The organism is Streptomyces sp. GQFP, from assembly GCF_021545335.1.
In the GTDB taxonomy this organism is placed as follows: domain Bacteria; phylum Actinomycetota; class Actinomycetes; order Streptomycetales; family Streptomycetaceae; genus Streptomyces.
The window spans coordinates 1,082,634-1,101,304 of sequence record NZ_CP089312.1; the positions used below are offsets into that span (position 1 = coordinate 1,082,634).

The following is an 18,671-nucleotide window of genomic DNA, read 5'->3' on the forward strand; positions in this document are numbered from 1 at the left end:
CGGCGCGATCGCTTCCCGGCGAAGCGCACCCACTGACCCACAAACCCCCAAGGAACGGGGAACGGCTCCGGCGGCCCCCGCGCCGGAGCCGATGAGACCAAGGAGCACTCAGTATGAAGATCGCCCTCGACCCCTACATGATCCGCAACGTCCCGCTGCTCGAACTGCCCGCCGTGGTGGCCGAGTTGGGATACGAGTGGATCGAACTCTCCCCCCGCGAGGACTTCATCCCCTTCTTCCGCCACCCGCGCGTCGACGACGCCACCGTACGGAAGTTCCGCAAGGCACTGGACACGGCAGGCGTCGGCATCTCCTCGGTGCTGCCCCTCTTCCGCTGGTCCGGCCCGGACGAGGACGCCCGCCAGGCCGCCGTACGGTACTGGAAGCGCTCGATCCAGATCGCCGCCGACCTCGGCGTGGACAGCATGATCTCCGAGTTCAACGGCCGCCCCGAGGACCCGGACCGCAGCGAGGCGCAGTTCTGGAAGTCGCTCGACGAGCTGCTGCCGGTGTTCGAGCGGGAGGGCATCCACCTCGCCCTGGAACCCCACCCGGACGACTTCATCGAGAACGGCTACGACGGTGTCAACCTGATCCGCGGGATCAACCACCCCAACGTCTCGTTCCTCTACTGCGCCCCGCACACGTTCCACATCGGCAACGACGCCCCAGGGATCATCAAGTACGCCGGTGACCTTCTCACCCACGTCCACCTGGCCGACGCCCTCGACCACACCGCGTCCTCGGGCAACCGCTACATCCTCAACCCGCCCGGCACCACGGCGCGCATCCACCAGCACCTCGACATGGGCGAGGGCGAGGTCGACTTCGACGAGCTCTTCCGCGAGCTGCACGCGAACGGCTTCGACGGCACGCTGACCGCGTGCGTCTTCGCCTGGGAGGAACGCGCCAAGGAATCCTCGGTATTCATGCGGGAGAAGATCGCCGAGTACGTGGCCACCTGGAAGTGAGTCGGACCTGACAGAACGGGGGGGGAGCCATCGCGGACGCACCGCAGTCCATGAAGCGGTCTGTTTCGGCCCGGTCGGCGCCCCCCTTTTTTGGCGCGAACGGAGGCCGCGTCGACGATCGCCGAGGTCCAGTCCAGCTCGCCCGAGCATCAAGTCCCGTGAGACACCTCTAAGCCTTGATCGGTGCGGCCGACCTTGCGGCCGACCTGGCGGCCTGCTCGATCTTCGCGCAGTAGGCCGCACGGGCTTCCTCGTCGATCTGCTGCTCGTGTTCGGGGCGCAACCCGGTCCGGCCGTCGAGGCCCTCGCGCAGGATGTCGGCGTGCCCGGTATGCCGGATGGACTCGCCGAGGACATGGACCATGACGGCGAACAGGTTCGTGTTGGGAGAAGGCTCCGGCCACCACGGCACGTGGCCGGGGGCGTCGAGGGGAAGCTCGCTGATCGTCGCGTCCGAGTGTTCCCACGTGCGCCGATAGAACCCGATGATCTGATCGCGGGTCTCGTCCTCGGCCGCCCACAGATCACTGCCGTCGTAGTCCTGCCACCGGGACAGCGGTTCCGGGGAAGGGCGGTCGAAGACCTCGCCGAAGTACCTGGCCTCGACGGCGGCCACGTGTTTGACCAGGCCGAGGAGGTTGGTCCCGGTCGCTGTCAAAGGTCGGCGGGCGTCGTATTCGGACAAGCCGTCGAGTTTCCAGAGCAGCGCCTCGCGGTCCCGCCGCAGTCTCCCGTGCAGGTTGTCCTTCGCGAATCCATCGATCATGCGGCATGAGCCTGCCATGAGCAGCTCACGGTCTCAAGATCCCGTACGTGAGCCCCCTCCGCACCGCCTGCTTCACCGACGGTTCGGCCTTCTTGGCGGACGTCCGCCGCACCCGGTCCTCGGTGGCGTCCCTTCCGCGGAATTCGCGGGCGCCTTCCACGATGGATCGGGGCCGAAGCCGAGTCGGTCATGGCGTCGTTCCCCGCGACATCGCCTTCGATGTACGCACCCCGAGGCGCGCAGCACCGCAGGGTGATCCATTACTCGTGCTGTCCAGAGCGGACCCTAGCGCGACCCGGGCGCCGCGCCCCCGTACGCCGCCCGCAGCACCCCGAGCACGCCCTCAGCCGTGACCTCGCGCGGGTTGGCGTACGGCTGCCCGGTGACCTGGTCCGCCGCCACCGTCAAGTCGGCCTCGATGAGGCCGAGTTCGGCGAGGGAGCGCGGGGCGCCGAGGCGTCCGGCCAGTTCCCACAGGGCGGTTGGGGCATCAGCCGTGCCACCCAGGGCACGGGCGACGGCGTCGGCCGCGTCCGGTGCGGCGGGCGCGTTGTAGGCCAACGCGTAGGGCAGGACGACCGTGTGGGTCTCTGCGTGCGGCAGGCCGAAGGTGCCGCCGAGGACATGGCACAGCTTGTGATGCAGGCCCATGGTGGTGGCGCCGAGGCAGGAGCCGCACAGCCACGCCCCGTACAGGGCCCGGCCGCGCGCGTCGAGGGACGCGGGGTCGGCGGCCACGTCCGGGAGCGCCTCGGCCATCGCCCGTACGCCCTCCCGTGCCATCAGGGAGACGATCGGTGAGGTGTCGGGGGCGTACAGGGCCTCGACGGCGTGCGCGATCGCGTTGATTCCGCTGGTGACGGAGAGCGGGACGGGCAGGGAGAGGGTCAGTTCGGGGTCGTACACCACACTGCGCGGGAGGACGGCCCGGTCGCGGCCGGTGCGTTTCACGCCGCCCTCGGTCAGACCCCAGACGGGGGTCATCTCCGAGCCTGCGTAGGTGGAGGGCACGGCGATCAGCGGCAGCCCGGTGCGTAGCGCGATCGCCTTCCCGAGCCCGATCGCGGAGCCGCCGCCGACAGCCACACACCCGTCGGCGCCCGCCGCGAGCGCCACCTCGACGGCCCGGTCGGCGACTTCGACGGGTACGTGCATCCGCGCCTCGTCGTGCAGACCGGCCAGGGCCGGTCCGAGCGAGTCGGCGACGGCCTGTGCGGTGTCCTTGCCGCGTGCCCCGCACACCACCAACAGCCGCCGCAGACCGAGCCGTTCGGCCTCCCCGGCCGTCGCGGTCACGGCGGCCCCGGCCCGCAGCACGACCCGCATCGGCTGGGCCTCGTACACGAAGTCCGGTCCACCGATCACGAGTTCTTCTCCGACTTCTCGAGTACGAGGTCGAAGCGTGCGTGGCGGAACGGGTTCGTTACGCCGAACTCCCCTGCCAGGGACGGGTCGTCGGTCTCGGTGAAGTCCTGGACGAGGCTCTCCTTGACCGCGAACACTGCGTCCGAGTCGAGGTAGTCGCTGCCCGCAACGAAGATGTGGGTGGTGACGGGCTCGTGGCCGTCGGCCGTGGCGATGAAGTGGATGTGGGCGGGGCGGTAGGGATGGCGGCCGGTGGCGTGGAGGAGTTCGCCGACCGGGCCGTCCGTCGGGATCGGGTACGGGCTCGGCACGCAGGTGCGGAACCAGAAGCGGCCCTCCGCGTCCGCGGTGAAGAGTCCGCGGCCGTTGCCCGGTGGCTGTACGTCCGGCTGCTGGACGTCGTAGTAGCCCTCGGCGTCGGCCTGCCAGACGTCAAGTACCGCTCCGGGCAACGGAGTTCCGTCCCGGTCGAGGACCCGCCCGCTGACCACGCACGGCTCGCCGGTGCCCACCAGGTCGATGTCGGCGCCGAGTTCGCGTACCGGCGACTCGGTCATGTGGAAGGGGCCGAGGACGGTCGACTCGGTGGCACCAGGGTCGCCGTGGCCGTTGATGGACTCCACCAGCATCGAGACGCCGAGGACGTCCGACAGGAGGATGAACTCCTGCCGGGTGTCGGTGCAGGACTGTCCGGTGGCCGTCAGGAAGCCGATGGCCCGCTCCCACTCCGCCATCGTCGGTTCGGTCTCCCGTACGAAGGCGTGCAGATGGCGGGTGAGGGCGGTGAGCAGGTCGCGCAGACGTGGGTCGGCGGTCCCGCTCATGCTGTCGACGACTGCTTCGGTGACGGCCGTGGTGAATCCGGCGCCTTCACCCGTGTCGGTCTCCGTGGTCATTCCGTGCTCCTCGTCCCGTGCGTCCCGTCCCGTCAGGCATGTCCGAGGATCTGCCGCAGCGCGTCCGTCAGCAACTGTTCGGCGTTCTCGGCCGCTTCGGCGTGTCGGAAGGCGACGAACCCGTCCGGGCGTACGAGGAGCACGCCCGCGTCGGACACCTCGCTCAGGCCGGCCCAGTCGCCGTACGGGTCCTCGTACTCCTGGCCGGGGCCGACGACGACCGTGGCGATGTCGAGGGGCTGGGCCTTCGCCGCGCGTACCCAGGCGTCGCCGCCGATGCCGGTGAGGAGGGTGAAGCGGCCCCGGCCCACGGTGTCGAGGGTGGACAGGGTGCGGGTGCCGGAGGTGAGCCAGGCGTGCGGGATCCTGGCGCCGGGGCGGGTGGAGGGCTGGTGGTGCAGCTCGGGGTCGCGGGCGAAGCCGGGGTCGGGGGTGCCGTCGGGGACGATCGCGGCGGACTCGTAGCGCTGGTTGAGGTCGACTCCGTGGGCGTTGAACTCGTACACCTTGGCGGCGATCGCCTCGCGCAGCCGGGCGCGCTGTTTCGCGGCGGCCTCGGTGGTGTCCTTGCGGGCGGCGATGTTGGCCCACAGTTCCTCGGGGGTCTGCGGGGAGAGCCCGTCGAGTGCCTCGAAGATGGGGGCGGTCTCGGCGATGGACTTGTTGGCGCGGGTGACGATCTGTTTGCCGACGGGGGCGCGTTCGGCGGTGTAGGTGTCGAGCAGTGCGGGGGTGGCGACCCCGGCGAGGACCAGTTTCAGCTTCCAGGCCAGGTTGTAGGCGTCCTGGATGGAGGTGTTCGAGCCGAGGCCGTTGGACGGCGGGTGCCGGTGGACGGCGTCGCCGGCACAGAACACGCGCCCGTTGGCGTAGGTCTCGGCGTACATCTCGTTGACCGTCCAGGCCGAGGACGACTTGATGGTCACGGGGATGTCGTCGTCGCCGACGAGCCTGCGCACGATCGACTCGGCGTACTCGGTGGTGAGGTCGGGGGCACCGGCGGTGACGTCGTACCCCCAGACGATCATCCACTCGTTCCAGGGGCGGACGTTGCGGACGAGGCCCGCGCCGATACCGCCGACGGTGGCGCCGGGGGCGAGGACCCAGTAGAGGGTGGAGGGACGGTGGGCCGTGTACGCGCCGAGGTCCGCGTCGAAGACGATGTTGATGCTGCCCGCGACGCCCATCTGGCCGCCCATGGGCAGTCCGGCGTCCTCGGCGACCTTGGAACGGCCGCCGTCGGCGCCGATCAGATAGCGGGCGCGGATCTCGTACGTGTCGCCGCGCAACCGGTCGCGGACGGTCGCCGTGACACCGCCCGCGTCCTGAGTGTGCGTCAGATACTCGGTCTGGAACCGGAGTTGGGTGCCGCGCGCGACGGCCGCGTCGACGAGGACCGGCTCCATCAGATGCTGCGGCATGTCGCACATGCGGGTGGGGCTGGCCAGTTCGTGCGCGGCCTGGACGAGCGGGTCGTTGCCCCAGGAGCGGACCCGGCCCAACTCCTCGCCGGCCAGGCTGGTGCAGAAGGTCGTGTTGCCCATGAGGTGCTGGGGCGTGGCCTTGGCGACCACGTCCTCCTCTACACCGAGGTCGCGCAGGACCTCCATGGTGCGCTGGTTGGTGATGTGCGCGCGGGGTGTGTCGGCGAGGCTCGCGTACCGGGTGACGACGATGTTGGGCACGCCGTAGGTGCTCAGCGCGAGCGCGGCCGACGCCCCGGCCGGGCCGCTGCCCACGATCAGTACGTCGGTGTCGACAACGGTGTGCACGGGAGACGCTCCAGATTCCGGACGGACGGCCATCCGTGATGGTGGAGCGGAACGGCGGTTTCCGGGTGTCTCAATACGAGACACTCCACACTCCTCAGCACCTCTCCGACGGTCTCCGGACCCGGCCCGATACCGTGAGTGGTGTCATGACCACAGCCGAAGAAACAGCCGACGACACAGCCCAGGGCTCCCCCGCCCTCCTCCTGCTCAGTCAGGCACGTCAGCGGTTCCTGACCGGGCGTCCGCTGCCCGACGACGTCCCCGACGAGACCGTCGCCGCCTGGCGCCGCGCCCGCTTCCTCGGCGTACGGCACGATGTGCGCGAGCCCGCCTCCGTCGACGGTCTGGTGGTCGGGTCGGCGTTGCTGGCGGCGTCCGGGCCGGTCCTCGAACGGCTCGCCCCGGCGCTCGGCACCGGCCGGTCGGCGCTGCTGCTGACCGACGAGCGGCTGCGGGTGCTGTGGTCGGCGGGCAGCGCGCCCGGCGGGGAGTTGCGCCGCGATCTGGCCGAGCGGGAGGTCGGGCACAACAGCGCGGCGCTCGCCCTGCGCACCCGGCAGCGGGCCGAGGTGCACGGCCCCGAGCACTTCCTCGACGTGTGGCAGAACGTGTCGGCGGTCAGCGTCCCGGTGTTCGCCCCGGAGTCCGGCCGCCCCCTCGGCACGATCACGGTCGCCTCCGGTCTGTGCGCCGACGCCGGTCCGCACCCCGGGGCCGCCCTCGCGGAGGCGGCAGCGGCGGCGGTCGAGGCGGAGCTGCTGGCGCGCTCCCGCTCGGCGGAACGGACACTCCTCGACGCCTACACCCGCGCGACAGGCGGACCGTCGGGCGTTCAGGAGCGGGCGGTGGTGGCCCTGGACGGACGCAACCGGCTGGTCAGCGAGGCGGCGGTACGGCTGGTGTCGCCGCAGGTGCTGGAGTCGCTGGAGCGGGGCGCGCGGACGCTGCTGCGATCGGCGGCGCCTGTCGAGTCGTACGACATCGCGCTGCCCGAAGGGGCGGGCTGCACCGCCGAGTTCCGTCCGGTGCGGGAGCAGGGCGGTGGCCGGGTGCTCGGGATCGTCGCCGTGCTGGAGCCGGTCACCGAGGGTGCGGTCGTACGGGCGTTGCCGCGTCCGGCGGCCGGTCGGCTGGCCGGGAGTTCGGTGCCGTGGCGCCACGCGGTGGGCCGGGCAAGGGAGTTGGCGCACGGCAGCGAACCGCTCCTGCTGACCGGGGAGCGCGGCTCCGGCAAGACCGCGCTGGCCCGCGAACTGCTCGGCGGCACCGAACCGTTGGTCCTCGATGCCGCCGAGGCGCCGGAACTGGGCCTGGGGGACGGCAGGTTGACGGGCGACCGCCCACTTCTCCTCCGGCACGCCGAGCGGCTCGCCCAGTCGGACGTCGCCGCGCTGAACGGCTTCCTCGACGAGCATCCGGACGTCCACCTCCTGGCGACGTACACACCGGGCACTCCCCCGGGCCCCTGTCTCCAACGGCTCCTGGACACCCTGGCCGCCCGCTCGGTCACCCTGCCCGCGCTGCGCGAACGCCCGGAGGACATCCGGGAGTTGCTCCCGACGCTGGCTCCCAGGCCGGTCGACGGCACACCGCCGCTGACCTGGACACTGGACGCGCTGCGGGCGCTGGAGCGGTACCCGTGGCCCGGGAACCTGACCGAACTGGCCTACCTGGTACGGACGTTGGCGGAGAACCGGCGGGCGTCGGGACCGGTCCGACGGGCCGAACTCCCCGACCCGGTAAGGGAAGGGCCCGCCGCGCGCCCGCTCAGCCCGATGGAGCACGCCGAGCGCACCGCGATCCTGGAGGCACTGCGCCGCAACGGCGGCAACAAGGCCCGTACGGCGACGGCCCTGGGTATCGCCCGCGCGACGCTCTACCGGAAGCTGCGGGAGTACCAGGCCTGAGGCGGCCTCATGGACCTGGAGCCCGCCGTTCGGATCAGAGTCCGTGGACGCGAGGCGCCGGTGGCTCAGTCGCTCCGAGGCAGGCGCGCATCGCCCCGATCACCGGTGCTCACGAAGCGCCGTCGCTTCCTTTCGGCCCGCTCCGTACGACAGACCCTGGGGCTGGTGGTGCCGTCGTCCCCCGGATCTCCAGGGTCGGGGCGGCGAGGTGGACGCTGACCGGGCCGGCGGGCAGGTCGAGCCGGTCGAGGAGGCAGCGGGCGGCGCGGCGGCCGACCTCGTGGCCGGCGTTGTCCACGGTGGTCAGCCAGACGTGGCGCAGCCGGGAGATGTTCGTGTTGTCGTAGCCGATGACCGACAGGTCGCGGGGCACGCTCAGCCCCAGTTCCTCGGCGGCGGAGATCGCGCCGACGGAGGTCATGTCGTTGACGGCGAAGACGGCGGTGGGCCGATTGGCAGGGTCCCCGAGCAGCCGGACGGTACTTCGGTAGCCACCCTCCTCGGTCAGGTCGCCGGCCTCGACGAGCGCGCTGTCCGCCAGACCGTGCGCGCGCATGGTCGCCTCGAAGCTGCGCCGACGCAGTTCGCCGACGGCGCCGTACCCGGCGATGTGGGCGATCCGGCGGTGGCCGAGCCCGATCAGGTGCTCGGTGGCGATCCGGGCGCCGTGCTCGTCGTCGTTGGCGACCACGTCCACGCCGGGCAGCACGGGCTCGCGGGCGCCCGCGACGACGACCGGGATGCGCTCGGCGAGGGTGCCGAGGACCGCGGGGTCGGGCAGGGTGCCGACCACGATCAGGCCGTCGACGCCGAGATCGCGGAAGGGGCCGGTGAGGTCCTGGCCACTGCGCCGGTTGAGGCGGGCGTCGGCGAGCAGCATGTGCAGGCCGTTGTCGTGGAGGAGGGAGTTGAGTCCGTCGAGCAGGTCGACGAACCAGGGGTTGCGCAGGTCGTTGAGGAGGACACCGACCGTCCGGGTGCGCTGTTCGCTGAGGCTGCGCGCGGCGGCGTTCGGCCGGTAGCCGAGTTCCCGTACAGCGAGTTGGACCGCTTCCCTCTTCTCGGGCCGCACCTGTTCGGAGCCGCGCAGCACCAGCGAGACCAGGGACTTCGACACACCGGCGCGTTCGGCGACGTCTCGGATGGTCGGCGGTCTCATGCCTTGGACCGTTCCACAGGCCGCCATGTCCTGTCAAAGGGTTGACAGCAAAGGCCGAGGGCACCGAGGGTGAGTGGGAAATGTTCTGGACCGGTCCAAAGAGGGGCTGTCATGGCAAGTACGCTCGGTGTCGCCGTCGTGGGGTTCGGCTGGATGGGACGGGTGCACACGCAGGCGTACGTCCGCCTGGCGCACCACTTCCCGCAGCTGGGGCTGCGGCCCGAACTGGTCATGGTCGCCGAGGAGGTGCCGGGCCGGGCCGAGGAGGCCGCCGCACAGTTCGGGTTCGCCTCGACGACCCGTGACTGGCGTGCCGTCGCTGCCGACCCGCGCGTGCAGGCGGTCAGCATCACCGCGCCGAACTTCCTGCACCGGGAGATCGGGGTCGCGATGGCCGAGGCGGGCAAGCACATCTGGATCGAGAAGCCGGTGGGCCTGTCGGGGGCCGACGCGGGCGCGGTCGCCGACGCGGTCGCCAAGGCCGGCGTCCAGGGCGCGGTCGGCTTCAACTACCGCAACGCGCCTGCCGTGGAGCGGGCGCGGCAGCTGATCGCCTCCGGCGAGATCGGCACGGTCACGCATGTCCGCGTGCGCCTCTTCAGCGACTACGCGGCCCATCCGGACGGTGCGCTGACCTGGCGGTACGAGCGGGAGCGCGGCGGTAGCGGAGTGCTGGGCGACCTCGCCTCGCACGGTGCGGACCTGGCCCGTTTCCTGCTCGGCGACATCTCCGCGCTGATCGCCGACACGGCGGTGTTCGTGCCCGAGCGGGCCCGTCCGACGGGTGCGACGGCCGGGCATGCGCGGGCGTCGGGTGGTGAGTTGGGGCCCGTGGAGAACGAGGACTATGTGTCCTGCCTGCTGCGGTTCGCCTCCGGTGCGCGGGGTGTCCTGGAGGCGTGCCGGGTCTCTGTCGGGGAGCAGAACAACTACGGGTTCGAGGTGCACGGTACGAAGGGTGCGGTGTTCTGGGACTTCCGGCGGATGAACGAGCTGGGTGTGAGTACGGGGGCTGCGTATCAGGATCAGCCGGTGAGTACGGTGTTCGTCGGGCCGGGGGACGGAGAGTTCGGGGCGTTTCAGCCGGGGGCGGCGAATGCGATGGGGTACGACGATCTGAAGGTGATCGAGGCGTATCGGTTTGTGCGGTCGGTGGCTGAGGGGACGGCGTACGGGGCGACGTTGGCGGATGCGGTGCGGAGCGCTGCCGCGCTGGATGCGATGAGTCGGTCGGTGGAGTCGGGGGGGTGGGAGACGGTGTGACGCGGTGGGGGGCAGCATCTTCTTCGCCCCCGCCGCCCCTACCCGTCCCATCCTTCTGGGGGCTGCGCCCCCAGACCCCCCTTTGTCCTCAAACGCCGGACGGGCTGGGTGGTGCCGGCCGGGGCTTGATTTTTTAGCCCGTCCGGCGTTTGAGGACAAGGCCCGTTCAGGGCCGGAGCGGGGGTCTGGGGGCGCAGCCCCCAGGGATGGGAATGGGTAGGGGCGGCGGGGGCGAGACACAGTTCACCGTGGCGGCATGTTGTACGGCGTCACCACCTGGATCGCCGATGGCAGCGTCGGGCCCGCCGGTGGCAAGGCGCCGTGGGCGCGCATCACCGTGCGGCAGGCCTCGTGCATGTCCTGGCGGAGGTCGTGGTGGAGGACTGCGGACAGGCGGTGTTCGCGCAGGAGGTGGGTGTTGTCGTGGTCGAGGTCGTGGGCGACGAAGACCGCGCACTCGCGGCCCAGGTCCTCGAATGCGCGTAGCGTCGCGATGTTGCCGCCGCCGATCGAATAGACCGCCCGGATGCCGGGGTCGCGCTTCAGGGCGTCGCGGACGAGGTCGTACTGGGTGGCGTCCAGGCCCTGACCCTCGGTGATCTCGACGAGGGCGCGCTCCGGGTGCCGGGCCCGCATCGTGCCCCGGAAGCCCATCTCGCGCTCCTCCTCGTTGCGGAAGAAGCCGCTGCTGAGGCTGGTGAGGACGTTGCCGGGGCGCTCGCCGAGCCACTGGCCCATGAGGTAGGCGGCGGTGGCGCCCGCGGCCCGGTTGTCGATGCCGACGTAGGCGAGGCGGGCGCTGGAGGGCAGGTCGGTCACCAGGGTGACGACCGGGATTCCGGCGGCCACCAGGCGGCCGACGGCGGCCGTGATCTCGGGTACGTCCGGTGCCTTGACGATGACGCCCTGGGAGCCACGCCGGGCGATGCGATCGAGGGCCGCCGTCAGTTCCGTGACCGGTCCGGTCTCACGGAAGTGGAAGCGGGAGCGTACGACGGCCGGGTGGAGGGCGGGCAGTTCGGCCTCCAGGGCGGCCCGGACCGCGGTGGTGAACCGTTCGGGCGCCTGCATCACGATGTCGATCATGAACGTACGGCCGACCAGCCGGACCTGGGTGCGCTGCCTGTCCAGGTCCGCGATGGCCTGCCGTACCTCCCGCTGGGTGCTCTCGCGGACGCCGCCCCGGCCGTTCAGGACACGGTCGACGGTGGCCTCGCTGAGGCCCGCCTGACGTGCGATCTCCCGGATCGGATAGGGGTGGCCCATGGGGAGGTTCCTCGGCTTCGTCTTGAAGGGTTTTTGATGGCCGTCTGCCGGTTGTTTGACGAGTTTGTCATGACAACAATGACAGCAACAGGTAGCCGTTGATGATCGAGAGAAGACGAGAGAAGGACGACGATGTCCCTCACCGCCGCACAACGCCCTGCGTGGCTGTCCGAGCAGGACTGCGATCTCGACGCCTTCCGCGCCGAGGTCGAGCGGACGACCGACGCCGCCGACTACGCGTACGCGACCGCCGTCGAGCAGAACGTCCTCGTCTACGACAGTGAGCGCCTGCGTGCCGCCGTCACCACGCCCGGCGGGCGCCGGCAGGTGCTGGTGGAGCTGGTCCGGGCGCTCACCGACGGTCCGGGCATCGTGGTTCTGCAGCGGGCCTTCGCCGATCCGTCGGTCGTGGACCGGGCGACCGCCGCCTTCGAGGCGCTCATCGCCGAGCAGCGTGCGGCCGGGACCGTCGCGGGCGACCACTTCGCCAAGCCGGGTGCCAACGACCGGGTGTGGAACGCCCTGGAGAAGACGGCCCTGCGCGCGCCGGAGGCGTTCGCCGACTACTACGCCAACGACATGGTCGCCCTGGTCTCGACGGCCTGGCTCGGCCCCGGCTACCAGGTCACCTCGCAGATCAACGTGGTCAACCCCGGTGGCGCCGCGCAGAGCCCGCACCGCGACTACCACCTCGGCTTCCTGTCCAACGAGGCGGCAGCGGCGTTCCCGGCGCACGTCCACCGGCTCTCCCCCGTGCTGACGCTGCAGGGCGCGGTCGCCCACTGCGACATGCCCGTCGAGTCCGGGCCGACGCTGTACCTGCCGTACTCGCAGTCGTACGAGCCCGGTTATCTGGCCTGGCGGCTGCCGGAGTTCGTCGAGTACTTCGACGCCCATCACGTGCAGCTGCCGCTGGCGAAGGGCGACGCGGTGTTCTTCAACCCGGCGCTCTTCCACGCGGCCGGCACCAACCGGTCCGCGGACATCCGCCGGATGGCGAACCTCCTCCAGGTGTCCTCCGCGTTCGGGCGGGCCATGGAGACCGTGGACCGGGAGGCGACCGTCAACGCCGTCTACCCGGTGCTGCTCGCCCGCAAGGCCGAGGGCGTGGACGAGGCCTGGCTGGACGCGGTCGTCGCGGCCTCGGCCGAGGGTTACCCCTTCCCCACCAACCTTGACCGGGATCCGCCGGTCGACGGACTGGCCCCGCCCTCGCAGGCGGACCTCGTACGGCGTGCGCTGCGCGAGGAGTGGACTCCCGAGGCGCTCCGCGAGGCACTGCGGGCCGGCGCCGAACGACGTGAGAGCTGAGGAACCGAACGGTATGGGACTTCTCCAGGACAAGGTCGTCCTCGTCAACGGCGGCAGTCAGGGCGTCGGCGCGGCCATCGCCCGGGCCGCCGTCCGCGAGGGCGCCGTCGTCGCGGTGTCCGGGCGGCGCCCGGAGCCGGGCGAGGCGCTGGTCGCGGAGCTGACGGCGGCGGGCGGCAAGGCCATGTTCGTACGGGCCGACCTCGCGGACGCCGAGCAGGCGAAGGCTTCCGTGGCCGAGGTGGTCGCCGCGCACGGCCGGATCGACTGCCTGGTCAACTCGGCCGGTCTGACCTCGCGCGGCACGCTGCTCGACACCACGCCCGAGCTGTTCGACGCACACATCGCGATCAACCTCAAGGCGCCGTTCTTCGCCATGCAGGCGGCGGTGGCGGACATGGTGGCGCGCAAGGCGCCCGGCACGGTCGTCAACATCATCACGTCCTCCGCGCACGGCGGACAGCCCTTCCTGGCCCCGTACGTCGCCGCCAAGGCCGGCCTCATCGGCCTGACCCGCAACGCGGCGCACGCGCACCGCTGGGACCGGGTCCGGATCAACGGCCTGAACATCGGCTGGACGGCGACCGAGGGCGAGGACGCCACCCAGCGGGCCTTCCACGGGGCGGGCGACGACTGGCTCGACCAGGCAGCCGAACGCCTGCCCATGGGCAAGCTCGGCCAGCCGGACGAGATCGCCGACTTCGTGGTCCTCCTGCTGTCCGACCGGTCGGGCGTGGTCACCGGTTCGGTGATCGACTGGGACCAGAACGTCCTCGGCGGCCTGGACTGACCCTCTTCCTCTCCTCCCCCGGCAAGACACCCGCACCACCATTCACCAAGGAGCAGCACAACCCATGCGCATCGGAATCCTCGGCCTCGGCCGCATCGGCGCCTTCCACGCCGAGACCCTCTCCGGTCTCGACGCCGTCGACTCCCTCGTCGTCAGCGATCCCTTCGCGGACGCCGCCAAGGCCGCGGCCGAGCGCTTCGGCGCCCAGGTGGCGGACTCCCCCGAGGCCCTCTTCGCCGCCGGCGTCGACGGCATCGTCGTCGCCGCGGCGACGGACGCCCACCCGGCCCTGATCCTCGCCGCCGTGGAGGCGGGTGTCCCCGTGTTCTGCGAGAAGCCGGTGGCCCGCTCGATGGCCGAGGGCGTCGCGGTCCTCAACGCCGTCAAGGACAGCGGCGTCGAGATCCAGATCGGCTACCAGCGCCGCTTCGACGCGGGCTTCACCGCCGCCCGCAACGCCGTGCAGAGCGGCGAGCTGGGCCTCCTCCACTCCATCCGGTCGACCACGCTGGACCCGGCGCCGCCGCCGGCCGCGTACATCGCCGCGTCGGGTGGCATCTTCCGGGACTGTTCGGTGCACGACTTCGACATCCTGCGCTGGGTGACGGGCCGCGAGGTGACCGAGGTGTACGCGGTCGGCGGCAACCGGGGTGCCGACTACATCAAGGAGGCGGGCGACGCCGACACCACCGGCGCGATCCTCACCCTGGACGACGGCACGATCGCCGTGGTCTCCAACTCCCGCCACAACGCCCGGGGTTACGACGTCCGCATGGACCTGCACGGCTTCAAGGACAGCATCTCGGTGGGCCTGGAGGACAAGCTCCCGCTGCGCTCCGTGGAGCCGGGTGTCACCTTCCCGGCGGGCGTCCCGCACGACTTCTTCATGGACCGCTTCATCCCGGCCTACCGCGCCGAACTGACAGCGTTCACAGAGGTCGTCGCAGGCACGCGTACGTCCCCGTGCACGGTCGCCGAGGCCCTGGAGGCAGGCTGGATCGCCGACGCGTGCACCCTGTCCCTCCAGGAGCACCGCCCGGTACGCATCGAGGAAGTACGCACAGTCTGAGCAGGCTCAACAAAGCGAACGGCCCGCGCTGTCAGCAGCACAACGCGGGCCGTTCGACGTGTTCCAAGGAGATCGGTACTACTCAACAGGCGGCGCAGGGGACGTACTTAGGGGCGCGGGGAACTGCGCGACCAGCCCCCACCGGACCCGCACCCGCCAACCAACCGCACAACCCCGAACCTACGCGCCGCAGGACCGAAGGAACTGCCGCGTACGCACCGCGATAGGCAACGGAGTGTCAGGCTCACACGGATACATGTCCTGCTCGACAATCGCGAACAGATCCACCCCAAGCCCCTGCGCAGCAGTCAACACAGGCCCCAACTCCGGCACCCCAGAGGGCGGTTCACACATGACCCCCCGCTGCACGGCCGGCCCGAACGGCACCCCGTTCTCGACCACGTCGGCCAGGATCGCCGGATCCACCTGCTTGAGGTGCAGATACCCGATCCGCTCACCGTACGTCTCGATCAGCTTGACACTGTCCCCACCGCAGTACGCGTAATGCCCGGTGTCCAGGCACAGATTGACCACGTCGGAGTCGGTCGCGTCGAGGAACTGCTCGACGTGCGCCTCGGTGTCGATGTGGGTGTCCGCGTGCGGATGGACGACGATGTCGAGCCCGTACCGCTCCTTCACCTCCCACCCGAGCCGTTCCATGCCCCGGGCGAGGTGACCCCACTGCTCGGCGGTGAGTTCCGCCGGCTCCAGGATCTCGGCGGTCTTGTCGTCCCGCCAGAACGACGGGATGACGACCAGGTGCTTCGCGTCCATCGCCTGAGTGAGCGCGGCGACCTGGCTGACGTGCTCCCAGGTCGACTCCCACACGGACGGACCCCGGTGCAGGCCGGTGAAGACGGTACCGGCCGACACCTTCAGGTCACGCTTGACGATCTCGTCCGTCAGCCGGGCCGGGTCGGTCGGCAGATAGCCGTACGGGCCCAGTTCGATCCAGCGGTAGCCGGCCTCGGAGACCTCGTCCAGGAACCGTTCCCACGGCACCTGGACCGGGTCCTCGGGAAACCAGACACCCCAGGAGTCCGGCGCCGAGCCGACCCGGATGCGGTCGAGTGAAGTCGTCACGACTTCGTCCCTTCCGAGGAGGCGGTGCCCGACGTCTGGAGATCCTCCACTTCGGGGAGTTCCTCGACGTCGACGCCGCGCACCTGGGCCAACTCGTGCTTGAGGGCTGCGAGTTCGGCGCCGCCGGCCATGTGATTGGTGAGCTCTTCGAGGCTGACCTCGCTGCGGGCCGCGCTCAACTCCATGGTGCCCAGGCGCAGGACGCTGAAGTGGTCGCCGACCATGTAGGCGTGGTGCGGGTTGTGGGTGATGAAGATGACCCCAAGTCCCTTGTCCCGGGCGGCCGCGATGTACTTCAGCACCACACCCGACTGCTTGACACCCAGCGCCGCGGTCGGCTCGTCCAGGATCAGGACCCGCGCGCCGAAGTAGACGGCGCGGGCGATGGCCACGGACTGGCGCTGGCCGCCGGAGAGGGTGCCGATGGGCTGGTCGAGGTCGTCCAGGACGATACCCATGTTGCGCAGTTCCGCGTCCGCGGTCTCCTTCATCCTCTCGATGTCGAGACGGCGGACCGGCCAGGGGCCCTTGGTCATCTCGGAGCCGAGGAAGAAGTTGCGCCACACCGGCATCAGCGGCACGGTCGCCAGGTCCTGGTAGACCGTGGCGATACCGGCGTCCAGCGCCTCGCGAGGCGTGCCGAAGTGCACCGGGGTGCCGTCGACGAGGAGTTCGCCCTCGGTGTGCTGGTGCAGCCCGGAGATGATTTTGATCAGCGTGGACTTGCCGGCGCCGTTGTCACCCAGAACACAGGTGACCTGACCGGAACGGACCGTGAGGTTCACTCCGTGCAGGGCACGGATGTTGCCGTACGACTTGCCGGTGTCGCGCAGTTCGACGATCGGCTTGCCGTCCTCGGGCGAACTCTCTTTGCTGAGCGTGCCGTTGGGGGAGGTTTCGTTGGTTGTCATGCGATCACCTCCGGGTCGCCTGGCGGCGGACCCACAGATTGACGAGGGCGGCGACCAGGAGCATCACGCCGAGGAACGCCTTGAACCAGTCCGGGTTCCAGTTGGCGTACACGATGCCCTGGGACACCATGCCGAAGATGAACGCACCGATCACCGGGCCCACCGCCGAGCCGTAACCGCCGGTCAGCAGACAGCCGCCGATCACCGCCGCGATGATGTACAGGAACTCGTTGCCGACGCCTTCGCCGGACTGCACCGTGTTGAACGAGAACAGCAGGTGCATCCCCACGAACCAGGCACCCGCGCCCACGCCCATGAACAGGGCGATCTTCGTGAAGTTCACCGGGACACCGACCGCGCGGGCGGAGTCCTTGCTGCCACCGACCGCGAAGATCCAGTTGCCGAACTTCGTGCGCAGCAGCAGCCAGGTCGCGATCGCCGCGAACACCAGCCAGTAGACGATCGTGATCTTGAAGTTCACGTCGCCGATGCTGAACTCGGACGCGAAGACACTCTTCGCCTGGTCGAAGCCGTCCATGTCGGAGATCGAGTCCGACGCCACGTTCCCGGTGAAGATCTTCGTGACGGCCAGGTTGGCGCCCTGGAGGATCAGGAACGAGCCCAGCGTGACGAGGAAGCTCGGCAGCCCGGTCTTGATCAGCAGCCAGCCGTTGAAGGCACCGACGGCGAGCGACACGATCAGCGCGACGATCACGCCGGTCCACACGTTCATGGACAGCTGGAAGCTGAGGATCGCGGCGGTCAGCGCCGAGGTGGTGACCGCGACACCGGCGGACAGGTCGAACTCCCCGCCGATCATCAACAGGGCCACCGGCAGCGCCATGATGCCCATGACAGAGGCCTGGTAGAGCACGGTCGCGAGGGCGCTGGTCTCCCGGAAGGAAGGTGCCGCCGCGAAGAAGAACACGTACACACCGATGGCGGCGATGAGGGCGCCGACCTCGGGGCGGGCCAGCAGCCTGCGCCCCAGCGACCGCTGGTTGGTGCGGCCGTCCTTCTGAGTGGCCGGCGGAGCCGGCGGCGAGGAACTCGCCGCCGGTGCCGTTGTCTGACTCATGGTCATCACCGAGTGCCCTTCGCGGCGAACGCGGCGATCTCCTTGACGTTGGTCTTGTCGACGAAGGCCGGACCGGTCAGGACGGGCTGCTCGCCACCACCGCTGTAGTTGCCGTTGTTCTTGAACAGCCACAGACCGTCGATGGCCAAGTAGCCCTGGAGGTACGGCTGCTGGTCGACCGCGAACTGGATGGTGCCCGCCGCGATGGCGTCGGTCAGCTCCTTGTTGAGGTCGAAGGTCGCGACCTTCGCCTTGCTGCCGGCGTCGCTCACGGACTGGACGGCGGTCAGCGCGTAGGGGGCGCCGAGCGCGACCACGTAGTCAATGGCCTTGTCCTGGTTGAGCTTCGCGGTGATCGTCGACTTCACGGACGGCATGTCGGTGCCGTTGACGTTGAGGACCTCCAGCGTGCCGGTGAACGTCTTCTCCACACCGTCACAGCGCTGGGTGAGGCCGACGTTGCCCTGCTCCTGGACCACACAGACGGCTTTCTTGGAGCCGAGTTCGTTCAGCTTCTTGCCGAACGCCTCGCCCGCGACGGACTCGTCCTGGCCGAAGAACTGCTGGAGACCGAGGGTCTGCCAGTCACTCAGGCCCGAGTTGAGGCCGACGACGGGGATGCCCGCCGCCGTCGCCTTGGCCACGACGTCCTTCATGGCGTCCGGCTTGGCCAGCGTGATGGCGATGCCGTCGACCTTCTGGTCGATCGCGTTCTGGACGAGGTTGGCCTGGTTGCCCGCGTTCGGGTCGGCCGAGTAGATCAGCTTGACGTTGTCCTTGTCCGCGGCGGCCTGGGCGCCCTTGCGGACGATGTCCCAGAAGGTGTCACCGGGCGCCTGGTGGGTGACCAGGGCGACGGTCATCTGGGGGGTGGTGGCCTTGCCCGCAGAGGCGTCGGTGCCGTCCTCCTCCGAGTCCTTGCCGCCGGAACTGCTGGAGCAGCCCGCAAGGACCAGTGCCGCTGCCGCGGCAGCGGCAACAACGGGGGCGATTCTGCGGGAGCGAGAAGAGCGGTCCATCTTTCCTGCACCTCACTGTGCGACCGGGGAGAGGGTGGGGATCTT

At 70.2% G+C, this 18,671-nt stretch carries 16 protein-coding genes; 6 read left to right on the plus strand and 10 right to left on the minus strand.

Translation table 11 applies throughout. The annotated features are described in order from the left end of the window. The first annotated feature begins 113 nt into the window (after positions 1 to 113). Positions 114 to 971 (plus strand): sugar phosphate isomerase/epimerase family protein, encoded by an 858-nt coding sequence (locus LUX31_RS04880; protein WP_235473369.1) that lies wholly within the window; start codon positions 114 to 116, stop codon positions 969 to 971. Between the two features lie 169 nt (positions 972 to 1,140). Here the strand turns inward: LUX31_RS04880 and LUX31_RS04885 are convergent, their stop codons facing one another. The 4 genes from LUX31_RS04885 to LUX31_RS04900 all read right to left on the minus strand — a co-directional run bounded on the left by LUX31_RS04885 (position 1,141) and on the right by LUX31_RS04900 (position 5,770). Then, positions 1,141 to 1,737: a DinB family protein gene (locus LUX31_RS04885; protein ID WP_235473371.1), complete on the minus strand. Its 597-nt coding sequence runs from the start codon at positions 1,735 to 1,737 to the stop codon at positions 1,141 to 1,143. A gap of 285 nt (positions 1,738 to 2,022) precedes the next feature. Further along, the gene (locus LUX31_RS04890; RefSeq protein WP_235479794.1) at positions 2,023 to 3,063 is read right to left on the minus strand and encodes a maleylacetate reductase; all 1,041 of its coding nucleotides are present in this window, start codon (positions 3,061 to 3,063) and stop codon (positions 2,023 to 2,025) included. A gap of 35 nt (positions 3,064 to 3,098) precedes the next feature. After that, complete coding sequence (locus tag LUX31_RS04895) at positions 3,099 to 3,998, minus strand: intradiol ring-cleavage dioxygenase (RefSeq protein WP_235473373.1); 900 nt, start codon at positions 3,996 to 3,998, stop codon at positions 3,099 to 3,101. Positions 3,999 to 4,030: 32 nt separating this feature from the next. Continuing rightward, positions 4,031 to 5,770 (minus strand): FAD-dependent oxidoreductase, encoded by a 1,740-nt coding sequence (locus LUX31_RS04900; RefSeq protein ID WP_235473374.1) that lies wholly within the window; start codon positions 5,768 to 5,770, stop codon positions 4,031 to 4,033. 146 nt (positions 5,771 to 5,916) lie between these two features. On the opposite strand from LUX31_RS04900, the gene LUX31_RS04905 reads away from it, so the two are divergent. After that, positions 5,917 to 7,677, plus strand: coding sequence for a helix-turn-helix domain-containing protein (locus LUX31_RS04905; RefSeq protein ID WP_235473376.1), 1,761 nt, complete (start codon positions 5,917 to 5,919; stop codon positions 7,675 to 7,677). Positions 7,678 to 7,786: 109 nt separating this feature from the next. On the opposite strand, the gene LUX31_RS04910 is transcribed toward LUX31_RS04905, so the two are convergent. Continuing rightward, on the minus strand, positions 7,787 to 8,836 hold the full coding sequence (locus LUX31_RS04910) for a LacI family DNA-binding transcriptional regulator (RefSeq protein ID WP_235473378.1): 1,050 nt from the start codon (positions 8,834 to 8,836) through the stop codon (positions 7,787 to 7,789). A 111-nt stretch (positions 8,837 to 8,947) separates the two neighbouring features. On the opposite strand from LUX31_RS04910, the gene LUX31_RS04915 reads away from it, so the two are divergent. Continuing rightward, positions 8,948 to 10,099, plus strand: a complete 1,152-nt coding sequence (locus LUX31_RS04915) for a Gfo/Idh/MocA family protein (RefSeq protein WP_235473380.1) — start codon at positions 8,948 to 8,950, stop codon at positions 10,097 to 10,099. Between the two features lie 243 nt (positions 10,100 to 10,342). On the opposite strand, the gene LUX31_RS04920 is transcribed toward LUX31_RS04915, so the two are convergent. Beyond that, entirely contained in the window at positions 10,343 to 11,365 is a 1,023-nt protein-coding gene (locus tag LUX31_RS04920) for a LacI family DNA-binding transcriptional regulator (RefSeq protein ID WP_235473381.1), read from the minus strand. Between the two features lie 132 nt (positions 11,366 to 11,497). Between LUX31_RS04920 and LUX31_RS04925 the strand changes: the two genes are divergently transcribed. From LUX31_RS04925 to LUX31_RS04935, 3 genes are all read left to right on the plus strand, one after another. Next, positions 11,498 to 12,676: a phytanoyl-CoA dioxygenase family protein gene (locus tag LUX31_RS04925; protein WP_235473383.1), complete on the plus strand. Its 1,179-nt coding sequence runs from the start codon at positions 11,498 to 11,500 to the stop codon at positions 12,674 to 12,676. Positions 12,677 to 12,689: 13 nt separating this feature from the next. Then, the gene (locus tag LUX31_RS04930) at positions 12,690 to 13,466 is read left to right on the plus strand and encodes an SDR family oxidoreductase (RefSeq protein WP_235473385.1); all 777 of its coding nucleotides are present in this window, start codon (positions 12,690 to 12,692) and stop codon (positions 13,464 to 13,466) included. A gap of 64 nt (positions 13,467 to 13,530) precedes the next feature. After that, positions 13,531 to 14,535: a Gfo/Idh/MocA family protein gene (locus tag LUX31_RS04935; protein ID WP_235473386.1), complete on the plus strand. Its 1,005-nt coding sequence runs from the start codon at positions 13,531 to 13,533 to the stop codon at positions 14,533 to 14,535. 180 nt (positions 14,536 to 14,715) lie between these two features. Here the strand turns inward: LUX31_RS04935 and LUX31_RS04940 are convergent, their stop codons facing one another. The 4 genes from LUX31_RS04940 to LUX31_RS04955 are packed head-to-tail and all read right to left on the minus strand — an operon-like array spanning position 14,716 to position 18,626. Beyond that, positions 14,716 to 15,618 (minus strand): sugar phosphate isomerase/epimerase family protein, encoded by a 903-nt coding sequence (locus LUX31_RS04940; protein ID WP_235473388.1) that lies wholly within the window; start codon positions 15,616 to 15,618, stop codon positions 14,716 to 14,718. Continuing rightward, on the minus strand, positions 15,615 to 16,529 hold the full coding sequence (locus LUX31_RS04945) for an ATP-binding cassette domain-containing protein (protein WP_235473389.1): 915 nt from the start codon (positions 16,527 to 16,529) through the stop codon (positions 15,615 to 15,617). Before LUX31_RS04945 ends, LUX31_RS04940 begins: the two co-directional genes overlap by 4 nt. 4 nt (positions 16,530 to 16,533) lie before the next feature. After that, positions 16,534 to 17,607 carry an ABC transporter permease gene (locus tag LUX31_RS04950; protein WP_235473391.1) on the minus strand — a complete coding sequence of 358 codons (1,074 nt, stop codon included), beginning with the start codon at positions 17,605 to 17,607 and terminating at the stop codon, positions 16,534 to 16,536. Between the two features lie 5 nt (positions 17,608 to 17,612). Then, complete coding sequence (locus tag LUX31_RS04955) at positions 17,613 to 18,626, minus strand: substrate-binding domain-containing protein (RefSeq protein ID WP_235473392.1); 1,014 nt, start codon at positions 18,624 to 18,626, stop codon at positions 17,613 to 17,615. Between the last annotated feature and the right edge of the window lie 45 nt (positions 18,627 to 18,671).

Bases quoted from the DNA above. Each gene is read 5' to 3' on its own strand.
- LUX31_RS04920 (WP_235473381.1), bottom strand. From the start codon at position 11,365: ATGGGCCACCCCTATCCGATCCGGGAGATCGCACGTCAGGCGGGCCTC.
- LUX31_RS04935 (WP_235473386.1), top strand. From the start codon at position 13,531: ATGCGCATCGGAATCCTCGGCCTCGGCCGCATCGGCGCCTTCCACGCC.
- LUX31_RS04915 (WP_235473380.1), top strand. From the start codon at position 8,948: ATGGCAAGTACGCTCGGTGTCGCCGTCGTGGGGTTCGGCTGGATGGGA.
- LUX31_RS04885 (WP_235473371.1), bottom strand. From the start codon at position 1,737: ATGATCGATGGATTCGCGAAGGACAACCTGCACGGGAGACTGCGGCGG.
- LUX31_RS04880 (WP_235473369.1), top strand. From the start codon at position 114: ATGAAGATCGCCCTCGACCCCTACATGATCCGCAACGTCCCGCTGCTC.
- LUX31_RS04955 (WP_235473392.1), bottom strand. From the start codon at position 18,626: ATGGACCGCTCTTCTCGCTCCCGCAGAATCGCCCCCGTTGTTGCCGCT.
- LUX31_RS04945 (WP_235473389.1), bottom strand. From the start codon at position 16,529: ATGACAACCAACGAAACCTCCCCCAACGGCACGCTCAGCAAAGAGAGT.
- LUX31_RS04950 (WP_235473391.1), bottom strand. From the start codon at position 17,607: ATGAGTCAGACAACGGCACCGGCGGCGAGTTCCTCGCCGCCGGCTCCG.
- LUX31_RS04905 (WP_235473376.1), top strand. From the start codon at position 5,917: ATGACCACAGCCGAAGAAACAGCCGACGACACAGCCCAGGGCTCCCCC.
- LUX31_RS04895 (WP_235473373.1), bottom strand. From the start codon at position 3,998: ATGACCACGGAGACCGACACGGGTGAAGGCGCCGGATTCACCACGGCC.
- LUX31_RS04925 (WP_235473383.1), top strand. From the start codon at position 11,498: ATGTCCCTCACCGCCGCACAACGCCCTGCGTGGCTGTCCGAGCAGGAC.
- LUX31_RS04890 (WP_235479794.1), bottom strand. From the start codon at position 3,063: ATGCGGGTCGTGCTGCGGGCCGGGGCCGCCGTGACCGCGACGGCCGGG.
- LUX31_RS04910 (WP_235473378.1), bottom strand. From the start codon at position 8,836: ATGAGACCGCCGACCATCCGAGACGTCGCCGAACGCGCCGGTGTGTCG.
- LUX31_RS04930 (WP_235473385.1), top strand. From the start codon at position 12,690: ATGGGACTTCTCCAGGACAAGGTCGTCCTCGTCAACGGCGGCAGTCAG.